This is a genomic window from Bacillus sonorensis NBRC 101234 = KCTC 13918, from assembly GCF_001592005.1.
Lineage (GTDB): Bacteria > Bacillota > Bacilli > Bacillales > Bacillaceae > Bacillus > Bacillus sonorensis.
Genome location: NZ_BCVZ01000002.1, coordinates 304,958 through 317,326, shown reverse-complemented (window position 1 = coordinate 317,326; position 12,369 = coordinate 304,958). Strand labels below are relative to the sequence as shown.

12 protein-coding genes, 1 pseudogene and 1 riboswitch are annotated in these 12,369 nt (G+C 44.6%); of the genes and pseudogenes, 9 read left to right on the top strand and 4 right to left on the bottom strand.

Translation table 11 applies throughout. From position 1 onward, the window contains the following. Window positions 1–126: 126 nt before the first annotated feature. Window positions 127–291: riboswitch (M-box (ykoK) riboswitch) on the top strand. 261 nt (window positions 292–552) lie between these two features. Next, window positions 553–1,908 carry a magnesium transporter gene (gene mgtE, locus BTR1S_RS04260; protein ID WP_006638485.1) on the top strand — a complete coding sequence of 452 codons (1,356 nt, stop codon included), beginning with the start codon at window positions 553–555 and terminating at the stop codon, window positions 1,906–1,908. 87 nt (window positions 1,909–1,995) lie between these two features. Further along, the gene (locus BTR1S_RS04255; protein ID WP_029418596.1) at window positions 1,996–2,388 is read left to right on the top strand and encodes a hypothetical protein; all 393 of its coding nucleotides are present in this window, start codon (window positions 1,996–1,998) and stop codon (window positions 2,386–2,388) included. A 43-nt stretch (window positions 2,389–2,431) separates the two neighbouring features. Here the strand turns inward: BTR1S_RS04255 and BTR1S_RS04250 are convergent, their stop codons facing one another. Then, window positions 2,432–2,764, bottom strand: coding sequence for a MerR family transcriptional regulator (locus tag BTR1S_RS04250; RefSeq protein ID WP_006638483.1), 333 nt, complete (start codon window positions 2,762–2,764; stop codon window positions 2,432–2,434). Between the two features lie 193 nt (window positions 2,765–2,957). Here BTR1S_RS04250 and ykzB point away from each other — a divergent pair, with 193 nt between their 5' ends. The 3 genes from ykzB (at window position 2,958) to BTR1S_RS04240 (ending at window position 4,032) form a co-directional block, all read left to right on the top strand. Beyond that, window positions 2,958–3,113 (top strand): protein YkzB, encoded by a 156-nt coding sequence (gene ykzB / locus BTR1S_RS22710; RefSeq protein ID WP_006638482.1) that lies wholly within the window; start codon window positions 2,958–2,960, stop codon window positions 3,111–3,113. 104 nt (window positions 3,114–3,217) lie between these two features. Further along, window positions 3,218–3,397: a Fur-regulated basic protein FbpA gene (locus BTR1S_RS04245; protein WP_006638481.1), complete on the top strand. Its 180-nt coding sequence runs from the start codon at window positions 3,218–3,220 to the stop codon at window positions 3,395–3,397. A 173-nt stretch (window positions 3,398–3,570) separates the two neighbouring features. Then, window positions 3,571–4,032, top strand: coding sequence for a MarR family winged helix-turn-helix transcriptional regulator (locus tag BTR1S_RS04240; RefSeq protein ID WP_006638480.1), 462 nt, complete (start codon window positions 3,571–3,573; stop codon window positions 4,030–4,032). A gap of 3 nt (window positions 4,033–4,035) precedes the next feature. Here the strand turns inward: BTR1S_RS04240 and BTR1S_RS04235 are convergent, their stop codons facing one another. From BTR1S_RS04235 to BTR1S_RS04225, 3 genes are all read right to left on the bottom strand, one after another. Next, on the bottom strand, window positions 4,036–5,883 hold the full coding sequence (locus BTR1S_RS04235; protein WP_006638479.1) for a DNA ligase D: 1,848 nt from the start codon (window positions 5,881–5,883) through the stop codon (window positions 4,036–4,038). 3 nt (window positions 5,884–5,886) lie between these two features. Continuing rightward, window positions 5,887–6,759, bottom strand: a complete 873-nt coding sequence (gene ku, locus BTR1S_RS04230; protein ID WP_006638478.1) for a non-homologous end joining protein Ku — start codon at window positions 6,757–6,759, stop codon at window positions 5,887–5,889. Window positions 6,760–6,862: 103 nt separating this feature from the next. Continuing rightward, window positions 6,863–9,265, bottom strand: coding sequence for an EAL domain-containing protein (locus BTR1S_RS04225; RefSeq protein ID WP_029418595.1), 2,403 nt, complete (start codon window positions 9,263–9,265; stop codon window positions 6,863–6,865). Between the two features lie 260 nt (window positions 9,266–9,525). Between BTR1S_RS04225 and BTR1S_RS04220 the strand changes: the two genes are divergently transcribed. From BTR1S_RS04220 to BTR1S_RS23690, 4 genes and pseudogenes are all read left to right on the top strand, one after another. Next, a complete protein-coding gene (locus BTR1S_RS04220; protein ID WP_006638475.1) occupies window positions 9,526–10,149 on the top strand; it encodes a DedA family protein in 624 nt (207 codons plus the stop codon). A 279-nt stretch (window positions 10,150–10,428) separates the two neighbouring features. Beyond that, window positions 10,429–11,196 carry a TerC family protein gene (locus tag BTR1S_RS04215; RefSeq protein ID WP_006638474.1) on the top strand — a complete coding sequence of 256 codons (768 nt, stop codon included), beginning with the start codon at window positions 10,429–10,431 and terminating at the stop codon, window positions 11,194–11,196. Window positions 11,197–11,497: 301 nt separating this feature from the next. Next, window positions 11,498–12,253, top strand: a complete 756-nt coding sequence (gene sigI, locus BTR1S_RS04210) for an RNA polymerase sigma factor SigI (RefSeq protein ID WP_006638473.1) — start codon at window positions 11,498–11,500, stop codon at window positions 12,251–12,253. Then, window positions 12,250–12,318 (top strand): annotated as a pseudogene (locus BTR1S_RS23690) (anti-sigma factor domain-containing protein); the annotation flags it as partial. The gene sigI and the pseudogene BTR1S_RS23690, both read left to right, overlap by 4 nt. Between the last annotated feature and the right edge of the window lie 51 nt (window positions 12,319–12,369).

The window sequence follows — 12,369 nt, the reverse complement described above, 5'->3', positions numbered from 1 at the left end:
CACTTGGCGAAAGAGCAGGTTTATTTTTGGCGAAAAAGAGAACAAACGCATTTAGAAAAGGGATAAAACCGTTTTTGTTATTGACAGTCACCCTTTTTTTCTGTAATCTCATTGTGTCCGGTAAATACAGCTCTTCGTTAGGTGAGGCTCCTGTATGGAGATACGCTGCTGCCCAAAAATGTCCAAAGACGCCAATGGGTCAACAAGAATCATCGACATAAGGTGATTTTTAACGCAGCTGGCATGATGCCTATGCCATACAGTGCTAAAGCTCTACGATTGAAGGCGTTAGGGTTTTATTCTGTATGGCTTTTAACACCTTCATTTTTTGAAATAGGTGTTTTTTTATTTTTTGAAAAAAGTAATGAGCCGTATTTCCAAAACACGAAAACCAGGAGGTGTGAGTATGGATTCTCCCCATTCGAGGCGGTATCAGCATACGAAAACATTTATTAAGCACAAAACACTGATTCATCACGAGGAGATCCTTATCCCCCGCACCTTCTGCTATGGTGATGTAAGGGTCTCCTAAAAAAGGAGGTACAGATTGCCATGGTACAAAACATGACATATGATGAACTGATTTTACGAATTATTATTTTGCTTAGAGACGGGAAACGAAAAGAGTTTCAAACCGTTTTAGAAGAATTGCAGCCTTATGATATGGCTATCTTATTTAAAGAAATGCCTGAAAAGCACCGCGGCCGGTATTTGTCTTTTTTAACAGTTGAAGACATTACCGATCTCATGGGCGAGCTTGAAAAAGAAGAACAGCTTACCGTACTGAATAAAGTCGGGAAAGAAAAAGCGGCCCATGTCATGAACAAAATGGACAATGACGATCTCGCCGCCCTTCTTGAAGAAATGGAGCCCGCCTTAAAGGATCAGCTACTTTCAAGCATGGAAGCGGAGGAATCAGAAGCGGTCAGGGTGCTGATGAACTACCCGCCGGAAACAGCGGGAAGGATCATGACAAACCGCTATGTGTGGATTCCGCAGCATTATACGGTGAAAGAAGCCGTGATCAAGCTGAAAAGCTTTGCGGAAATCGCCGAATCCATCAACTATTTGTATGTCATCAATGAAGCCAAACAGCTTGTCGGTGTTTTATCATACAGAGATCTGATTTTAGCCGAACCTGATGAAAAGGTTCAGGATTTAATGTTTACAAGGGTGATCTCGGCTGAAGCCCTTCAAGATCAGGAAGAGGTTGCAAGGCTCATTGAACGCTACGATTTCCTTGCGATTCCGGTTGTTGAAAAGAACCAGGAGCTCGTCGGGATCGTGACGGTCGATGATATTATCGATATCGTCATCCAGGAGGCGAATGAAGACTATGAAAAATTCGCCGCATCGGGTAAAGCGATCACGTTTGATACGAAATCGTATGTGGCCGCTTACCGCCGGCTCCCTTGGCTGATTCTGCTTTTGTTTATCGGCTTGATTTCCGGCAGCATCATGAGTTATTTTGAGGATACGCTTCAGCGGGTTGTCGCATTGGCCTTTTTCATGCCGATGATTGCCGGGATGACCGGAAATACGGGGACGCAGTCATTGGCCGTTGTCATCAGAGGTCTTTCTAAAGAAGAACTCAACAAAAAAACGATTTTTCGCTTGATTTTTCGCGAATTGAGAGCCGGGATCATCATCGGTGTCGTGTGCGCCGTCGTCATTACGGGAATCGCGATTGTCTGGCAGGGAAATTTGCTGCTCGGATTTGTGGTGGGAACTTCGCTTTTTGCCACGCTTATTATCGGAACGATGGCCGGAACGATCGTCCCGATTATTCTCCACAAATGCAATGTCGACCCTGCGATCGCTTCAGGGCCGCTGATTACAACGCTGAATGACATTTTATCTCTTTTAATTTATTTTGGTATTGCAACTGCTTTTATTCATGCATTATAAACAGAGCCCTCCATTTATGGAGGGTTTTTTGCTTGCCAGGCGCCCCCGTCATTTTATATATTTTAGCGAGAGAAGGGGGTTTGGGATATGCCAAGAATAGCTGCGGTGATATTGTGCCTGGTTTTCGGCGTCATTGCCGGCTGTCAGGACAGTGATGATGAAGGGAAAGACCGTCGGCTTGCCGCCGCGGAAGATATGCTTGAGGCCATTATAGAAGATGATCTGCATAAAATGAAACAGCTTTACGTGGAAGGGGCGACTCCTTCGCCTGAGCAGGTGCTTAAAGCAAAAAAGAAATGGGGGATTTCCGGGCTTAAGATGGATGATTTTCGAATCGCTGAAGCAAGCATCCATGTGTTTCACGCTTCATATAAGATAGAGGGCAGCGGAGAGCCCGGAAAAATCGCGTTTAGAATCCGCAATGATCCAGACAAGGGTGTCATGATTGATTATATCGGACAAATAGCGGACAAGCCGTGACTGACAGCGGGGCGAATCGTTCGATGGTGAACGATTCGTTTTTTTACCGGTTTCTGTATTTAAAATGGGCGTTAAGCTGCCCTTCGAGCATTTTTTTTCGGAGCTGCTGGTCGTTTTTTAGGCTTTGCTCTTTTTTGCGCATATCCTTGAGGATTTCCGCTGTCTGAACGCCGTCCTCGCGTTTGTTCGCGATATCCATCAGCCGCTCCACATCCGTGAAAGAATACTTTCTCGTTCCCCTTGATGAACGCTGCGGGTAGATCAATTTCCTTTCTTCATAGTAGCGGATTTGCCTTACCGATAAACCCGTCAGCTCGCTGACGATTCCAATGGAAATCACTTTTTTATCCTTATAAGAAAGATCTTCGACTGTCATTTTCCCACCCCTAAGATGACTTTTTTTGTATTATATAAGAAAATGCGATAAAAAAACTGACATTTGTCAGAAAATCTAACATAGATTAAGAAATTTTTAAAAAACCACGGAAGAAAAGTTTACAGAAAGGATGCAGCGGGAATATCACCCCTGTATGCTTTAGCTATAGTGCTGATTAGGGGGGAATATATTCGTGAAAGAACATCAAGCCATCTTACTCGCTAAAGAAATCGTTGCATTGGACAACAAAAGGGATGAGCTGTTCGAGACATTAATGAAGCTCGCCGGAAAAGATGCATTTCCGCTTCTCAGGGCGGTGCAGAACGGCCTGTACCAAAAATCCTCTTGATTTGAAAAAAGGAGGCGGACAACTTTAACATGATCTTCATAAACCATTAACAAACAAGAGGTATTCTTGCCTTATACAATACCACGAAAATGAAAGGAGACCCCATGAGCAAACTGTTGAAAAACGCATTGGAAAAAGAAAGAAAGCATTATTCTGAAAAACTGATGTCAATCGGAGTATATAATCGGGACAATTTGCAGAGGATGACGATCACAGAGCTCAGAAACGAATATTTTTATTTTTTCCGCAAAAACAAAGCCCCTTCTCAAAATAAGATATTTTGAAAAAAAGGGGCTTCTTTTTAATCTGTTCAAAAAATAAGAAGGAGTTTTCTTTCGAATAACGAAAATATATACATATCGAATATAGGAAAAATATCGCCCTTTTTTTTCTTGCTTTGTAAGGGTTTACATTTTTCTGTATTCGTTTTAAGAAAATTGTATAAGAGGTAGATGATATGAGACTTTCGTTTAATGAGGAAGAAGTTCACCGTGCTATGTCACTGTACAAGGTTTTCGCCAGGGCTTTTAAAAGCGTTTCAGAACATAGTATACGGGACAGTAAGGAACATGGCTTTAACCCTACGGAATTTGCTGTATTGGAGCTTTTGTATACAAGGGGAGCCCAAAAGCTGCAGCAAATCGGCTCAAGGCTGCTCCTTGTAAGCGGTAACGTGACGTATGTGATCGACAAATTAGAAAAAAACGGTTTCATCAAACGAGAGCAGGATCCAAAGGATAAACGGTCTGTTTACGCGAGCTTGACGGAAAAGGGCAAATCTTATCTTGATGAGATTTATCCGATTCACTCTTTAAGAATCGCGCGGGCTTTTTCAGGTCTGACAAAAGAGGAGCAGGAACAGCTGATGGCTCTTTTAAAAAAAGCCGGCATCCACAGCCAGCATCTTTTGTTCCGTTAATCATCAGCTTCCCGCCCGTTGCGTGTCTTTTAAGTGATTGAGAATCGCTTTGATCTGTTGATCCTGGGGCTGTCTGAAAAAACCTTCGAAAGGGCATCCCAATTCTTTTGTCCGTTTGATGACAGCCTCCATTGTAAAATCAGCGGGAGACAGGTTTTGACCGACCTCCTCCCAAAAAAGCGGAGCAGCAACCGTGCCGATCCCGTTTCCTCTTGCGGAGTACGGGCAGATGATCGTCTTTCCAGGCGCATGCTGGACATAGTCAATGTAAAGCTTTCCGCTCCTGTTTTTAATCAGCCGTTCTGTTGTAAACAGATCGGGAAAAAGCGAGACGCAATAAGTGGCGGCAAAGCTAGTAAAGGTGCGGGTGTCTTCATAAGTAAATGCGTTTTTTGAAATCGGTATATAGATCTGTATCCCTTTATTACCCGACAGCTTCGGAAACGAAATGAGGCCGAGCTGGTCGAATAAACGGCGGAGCTCTTCCGCCGCGCGAACGGCGAGCGGAAATTCCGATTGTGATGGAGGATCAAGGTCAAATACGATTTCGGTCGGATCTTCCGTATCGGCCGTTTGAAAAGGGATATGAAATTCCAGTGCAAGCTGATTGGCAAGCCAGAACAAAACGGAGTAATCGTGGCAGACGATGTGCTCGTGTTCGTCATCCTTGATGGATGTCACAAACTCCGGGGCGTAGTCAGGCTTATTTTTTTGGAAAAAAGATTCCCCGCCGGCTCCGTGGGGATAGCGGATGACGGTAAGGGCCCGGTTTTCTAAAAAAGGGAGCAGAAAGTCGCCGATCTCTGCAAGATAGCTGATATAGTCGGCTTTCGATTTTTCACTTTCCGGAAAAATCACTTTGTCAAGGCTTGTCAGCTGCAAGGATGGATGAACATGTCTTGAGTGAAGCAAAAGCCGTGTATATGTGCATTCTTCCCATGACATATCAAATTCAAATGAAACAAACGATACTTCTCGCAGTGTGCCAAAATGTATCGTCAAATAATGCACCGTCAAACAAATCGAAGGGTCAATCGCATATTCTCCGGCCTTTGTTTCTCTTCCATGTTCTTTTACGATGGCGAGAATGGCGTTTCGTTCCTGCTCTCCGAGCCCGTGGGAAACAGATCCCATTTCCCTGATTTGTCCGCGGTCGGAAACGGAAATCGTCATATAGCCGTTTGCCTTATTGTATCCCGTCATAAAGACGGCGGCTTTTTTATAGTTTTTAAGCTTAAGCCATTCCGCCGTTTTTTTATTTTCCAGCCAGCGGCTGTCTTTTTTCTTCGCGACAATTCCTTCGCCATCAAACCTTTTGACCGCGTCCCAAAGTGAATGAAAATCCTGAGTCTCCGGGATATACTGAATCCGTTCAGTTGAGCGGGGCTCGGGAGCCATGGGCAGTCCGAGTCGTTTCAGCAAGTCAAAAAGCTTCTGTTTCCGTTCTGTATAAGGTAATGAAGCCACCGCTTCCCCTTTGTATGTCAGCAAATCAAAGGCGAGATATTGGCACGGTTTTGTTTCGGCCGCTTTCCCGATGAGATCGTTCCTTTTCATCATGCCTCTTTTTTGTACATACTCAAAGCTTGAACGAAAGCGGTTTGTCAAGGATACGATTTCGCCGTCGACCGTAAAGGGGAGAAGGTCTTCGAGGGTCGTCAGCTTGGTTTTGGCATCCATCACAATCTCGGGAAACAGCTTATCTAAAGGCTGGCTGTTTCTGCTGATCAATGAGACCCCGGTCTTGGAGACGCTCAGAAGGGCCCGATAGCCGTCGTACTTGGCTTCGTACCGCCAATGTTCGCCTAAGGGGGGCTCGGACGTGAGAACGGGCTGCATTGTGATGGCCATGTTTTACTTCGCTTCGGAGGCTTTTTTACGCGAGGTTTTCCGTTTTTTATCCTCCGCTCCTTTCGGTTTGATGGCTTTTTCGGCTTCTTGTTTTTTCGGGGCTTTTGTCCGCTCGATGCTTGCCTGAAGGGCGCTCACGAGATCGATGACATCTTCACGCGGACCGGCTGTTGGACTTGGCGCAACACCTTCATTTTGATCGATTTTTTCTTTTATTTTATCCATGACAGCAATTCTGTAAGTATCTTCATATTGTTCAGGCGCAAAAGAAGTCGTGAGTTCATCGATAAGCGAAATGGCTGTTTGCAGCTCTTTTTGATTGACCTCCGTTCCTTCAGGCACACCGGGGACATGGGCGGCATTCCGCACTTCATCAGGGTAGTGGATGGATTCCATTAAAATGCAATTTTCATATACGCGAAGAATGGCAAGCTGCTTTTTTGAGCGGATGGTGATGTGGGCGATTCCGATTTTTTCCGTCTGCCTCAGCGCTTCCCGCAGCAGGGTGTATGCCTTTGTTCCATTGTCTCCCGGTCCGACGAAATATGAACGGTTAAAATAGATCGGATCAATTTCCTTTAATTGGACAAAGTCAACGATTTCAACCGATTTCTCTTCCTGCTCTTCTTTCAGCTGCTTGAGCTCCTCATCTGTTAGGACGACATATTTGCCTTTGACATATTCGTATCCTTTGACGATATCCTCCGGAGCCACCTCCTCATGGCAATTTGTGCATTTTTTTTCATATTGGATGGGGGAGCGGCATTCTTTATGGAGTGATCGCAATTTAATGTCTTTATCTTCAGTCGCTGCGAACAGTTTAATCGGAATGTTGACAAGACCAAAGCTGATGGAGCCTTTCCACATCGTATGCATTTGTCCAACTCCTTTTTTCCTTAGTGATTCCTCGGTGCAGATTGTTTCATGAATAGTAACTTATGGATGTAAGGAGCATCGACAAAAAAAGCAGCAGTCAGAATTACATCTGAATGCTGCCGGCATGCATGCTTTGGTCATATATAAGCTTTTCCGCTTCCTCGGCGGACAGGAGACGGCTGTCGTTCCGCTGAAAAACATCACAGCCGTTTGCTGTTAAAAACTCTGCCTGCTCCGCGGTTTCAACTCCCTCTGCGGCGATATCAAGCGAAAGATGACGGGCGAAGGAAATAATCGCCCCGGCCATCTGTTCAGACTTTGAGCCTGAATGAACCCCTTTAATGATGGATTTATCGATTTTAATTTTGCTGATGGGGAGATCAAAAAGGGTGTGCAATGAGCCGCCGCCGCTTCCAAAATGATCAAGGCAGATAGGGACGCCAAGCTTTTGTAATGATGTAAGCCTTCTTTTTGTGTATGGCGAAGCCTTCATAAGGACGGCCTCTGCAACTTCCGCTTCGAGAAGTCCGGATGGAAGCCGGAGCTTTTTTATGCTGTTTTCAAAGGCCGACATGAACGGCTCAGAATCGAAGTGCCGGGAAGACAAGTTAACGGAAATGGTCAGCGGAATTCCGTTATCATGCCATTTTTTAGCCTGCCGGCAGACTTCATCTATCATCCATTCTTCCAAGTCTGCGATCAGAGCGGCGGCCTCGGAAAATCCGTGAATCATCCCATCTGACGCTTTTAGGCAGACCAGCGCTTCAACGCCCGTCATTTTTTTGGATGATGAGCTGAATTGCGGCGCATAGCGGAGGATAAACCGCCTGCCGGTCTGCGCCTTCTGAAGTTCGGCCTCTTTTTTTAAGGACGGATCGTACTGCATTCCAATGGAAGGTGAGAAATATTGATATTTGCTTTGATTTTGTTTTTTTGCGGCGTACATGGCTATATCCGCTTTTTTTATCAGCTCTTCGCCGTCAGTCCCGTCAGTCGGAGAAATTGCGATACCGATGCTGACAGATGTGTTCAGCCTGTGTTTTTTAATATAAAAGGCCGACTCAAACTGCTGGATCAACCGTTCTGACAGCCTGTCAATGTTCTGTCTGTCCGGGTCCGCCGGGATGATGATAATAAATTCATCACCGCCCAGCCGGGCAATAAATCCTTGTTCAGGTACGCATTCCGCCAATCGTTTTGCCGCCTCTATCAGCAGCAGGTCGCCGATATTGTGGCCAAGATCGTCATTAAAAGCTTTAAAGCGGTTCAAATCCAAAAATAAAACGGCTGTCGCTTTCTGTTGTTGATGAAGCACATGTTTCAAATGGCTGACCGCGTACCGTCTGTTCGGCAGATCAGTTAAAGCATCGTAATGGGCCATTCTGTGGATTTTCCGTTCGGCTTCCCGCTGCTTCGTCATATCCTTGCAGATGACATATATACTGTCCAGCCGGCCTTTGACACACACTGGGATCATCGTCAAATTCAAGTCGAACCGGTTATCAAAAAGCGTGATTTGCGTGTCGCGGTTAAGCGCCTGAAGCTCATGTTTCACCTGATGAAACCAGCCGAGAAGCTTTTCATGGTCTTCCCGCCGAAAAAGACCTGAAAACAGGCCATATTCAACGCCCATCATTTTCAGGAACATGTATCCGGCCGAATTGGCGGACAGCATGCGTCCTTCAAGCGAGAAAACGTAGATGGGATCAATATTATGGTTAATCAAGGACTGAAACCGTTCCTCATTATCTTTGACTTTTTCTGCCTGGAACAGGAGGCGCTTGTCGGTAATTGCGCCGAAAATCAAAAGAGCCTGGAGGAACAGGGTGATCATGACAACCCCGATGCCCAGCTGGACGGCATCTATCCCCGTATAATCGGTGCGGTGTCCTTCAGTCATATGTAGGGAGGCTGCCGCCATTCCCGTATAGTGCATCCCTGAAATAGCGCCGCCCATGAAGAGCGCGCTTCCGATTTTAATGAAAAGCATCCGGAAGGAACCTGTTTTTTTGGCGAATACAAATGAAAGTTTCAAGGCTGCAAAAGAGGCCGTAATGGCAATTGCGAAAGATGCCGCATAAAGAGCGGGATTATAGACGATCTTTATATGGTCCATCGACTCCATCCCGATAAAGTGCATTGATGCAATGGCGCTTCCCATTGCAAAAGAAGCGGCCCAAAGCCTCAATTTCGGCAGGTTCTTTCCATTCGCCACGTAAAATGAAAGAAGTGAACTAATAAAAGCGACAAAAATCGACAAAATGACCAGCCGCGGATCGTATGTCATGTCAGCTTCAGTTTGAAATGACATCATGCCGATAAAATGCATGGACCAGATGCCAAGTCCCATCGTAAGGGATCCCGCCAGGAGCCAGCCTTTGTTTTTCCATCCTTTTGTATGTACGACGCGTTCTGATAAATCAAGGGCGGTATAAGCTGCCAAAACGGCAGTTATATAAGACAAAACAATCAGCCCCGCATGATATTCACCAAATACTTCTGTCACTTTTCTCTCCGCCTTTTTACTAATGGTGTAACATGTAAATCTATATTTGCTGATAAAGGCGACTGCCGTTTTGTTTGTAGCGGTATGATTTGTGAATTATACTACATTTCATGATATTCGCCAATGAACCATGATCTCCTGCTGTCCTGTGGAGTTATGTTTTTTCTCTTCAAATCCCCCGGAATGTGTTAAAATCATTTTGTGCGTTCTTTTGAACTTAAAAATACCAATCGTTAAAGGTTGTGATCGATATCGAAGAAATGATTTTATCAATGGCAGAAGCATTTAAAAGTCTTTCGTATTTCGGCATTTTTTTGGCGCTTTGCATCGAGTTTGTGCCGGCTGAAATCGTCCTTCCGCTTGCGGGATACTGGGTCTATCAAGGGGACATGTCCCTTTGGGGCGTCGTTCTGGCAGGTTCGCTTGGCGGTGTTGTCGGGCCGCTGACTCTTTACTGGCTCGGCAGATACGGCGGGCGACCGTTTTTAGAACGGTATGGTAAATATTTTTTCATCAAACCTGAAGCGCTTGAGAAGTCAGACCGCTTTTTTGAGAAGCACGGCGGCTTTGTCGCATTCAGCGGCCGGTTTATTCCAGGGGTCAGGACGCTTATTTCGATTCCTTGCGGGCTGGCCAAAATGAATGTATGGGCTTTTTGCATATATACATTTATTGCAATTACACCGATTACGTTTGTTTACGTCTATTTAGGCTTTTACCTCGGTGAAAACTGGAAAACCGTCGGCAGCCTCCTTGACGGGTACCTTCTTCCGCTCGGAATCGCTATTGTCATTCTGTTTGTCCTGTATCTTTTTTTGAAAAACAGGAGGAACAAAGTAAAATCGCAAAGAGTTTCTTCTTTTTTAAATAAAAATAGGGATTGACAGCTCATTCATCTGAGGTTAGTATTATCTTATAATTCAATATTTTTTCTTTTTTCCCAAAGGGGAGTAGCGTCCGGTCTGAATGAATGAACCGGAAACAAAGTCGTCAGTTCATGGATGTCCATCCATCGGCTTTGTTGGCATGTTTTAATCAATGATAACCATGTCTAGCAAGACCTTTGCCTAATGTTGGCAGAGGTCTTTTTTGTTTGCTGAAAATACCCTGCCGCATTAGCGGGAATAAGAGAAAGAAACAATCACTTAGGAGGGATTTTTGAAATGGATGCAGCATTGTTACTTGAATATGGTTGGGTTCTTCTCATTTTAGTCGGGCTGGAGGGGATTTTGGCTGCTGACAACGCACTCGTCATGGCGGTCATGGTTAAACACTTGCCTGAAAAAGAAAGGAAAAAAGCGCTCTTCTACGGGCTGGCCGGCGCATTTGCGATGAGATTCGGCGCATTGTTCGCCATCTCATTTCTTGTGAATGTTTGGCAGGTCCAAGCGATCGGAGCTCTCTATCTGCTTTATATTTCCATCCATCATATTTTGAAAACCCATGTTCTGAAAAAAGGCGAAAAAGTGAAGGAAACGAAAAAAAGCGGTTTTTGGCCGACTGTTATTAAGGTCGAACTGGCGGATATCGCCTTTGCCGTAGACTCTATTTTAGCCGCGGTGGCGCTGGCTGTTACGCTGCCCGCAACAAACCTTCCGCAAATCGGAGGGCTTGACGGCGGCCAGTTTATCGTCATCCTGGCGGGAGGTATCATAGGACTTGTTATCATGCGTTTTGCCGCAAGTGCGTTTGTAAATGTGCTGAAGAAGCGTCCGAGCCTGGAAACGGCTGCATTTCTGATCGTCGGCTGGGTCGGTGTCAAACTGGCGCTTTACACGCTTGCACATCCGCAAATCCATATCGTATCCGAGCATTTTATCCATTCTGGAACATGGAAATTCATCTTCTGGGCTGTACTTCTTGCGATCGCTCTCGGAGGATGGTTCTTGACAAATCCGAAAAAACAAGAAACAAAAGCTGTTCAGGAGTAGCATATTTGAGGCCGCCGGCATGTTCCGGCGGCTTTTTTGTTGCGGACAAAAAAACCCAAAGTTCGGCCTTTTCCGCGTAAATGTTGTCGCTTTTAAACGAAATAACATTTCATTTTATTAACAAGGATGTTACAAAAACAGCGGAAAACCCCCCTAATCAACAAGTAAATAACGAATTGATCTATAAGATAAAGCAATTGATTGTCATATTTGAAAAAATAGAAATGAATTCCACCTTTTCTCCTTTGCGAATCCCTATCAAATTAGCTATCATAAATGAGTAGTATAGGGAGGAACTGAGGTGAAACCAGTGCTTAGCCTTTTGTTTAAGACGGGAAAAAAGAAACCGACATTGGAAGAGTCTGTGATCAGCATACAAAAAGGAAATCAGCAGTTGCAAAACGAGCTTATTGAGCAATATAAGCCTTTTGTGGCTAAAACGGTTTCATCTGTGTGCAAACGATATATAGATGAAAAAGACGATGAATTCAGCATTGGCTTGATCGCTTTTAATGAAGCCATTGAAAAATATTCTTCTGAAAAGGGAAATTCCCTGCTTGCATTCGCAGAACTGATTATTAAACGAAAAGTGATAGATTATATAAGAAAAGAAGCAAGAAACGCCCAAAATGTGAACATGGATTTACAAGAAGGAGAAGAGCAGGAATCATCTCAAAGTGTGATTGAAGCGGAACTTTCAATAAACGAATTTAACCGCCAGCTCGAACAGGAACAAAGACGGGAGGAAATTCTGCATTTTAAAGCCAGGCTGAAAAGCTTCGGTTTGTCGTTTTCAGATTTGCTGGAGAACTCCCCTAAACATACGGATGCCAGGCAAAACGCCATTAAAGTGGCACTGACGCTTGTCGAGCATGAGGATTTGCTGGCGATGCTGTTTCAAAAAAGGCAGCTGCCCGTTAAACAGCTGGAGAAGCTGGTGGCTGTAAGCAGAAAAACAGTTGAAAGAAACCGAAAATATATCATCGCCATGGTCATTATTATAACCGGCGATTATGTTTACCTTAAAGATTATCTAAAAGGGGTGCTCAACTCATGAGAAGAGGGATTATTGTAGAAAAAAATAAAAAATTCGTCACATTGCTAACCCCTGACGGACAATTTTTAAAAGCAAAGAAAACAGAGGAAGACTATGAAATCGGTCAGGAGATTACA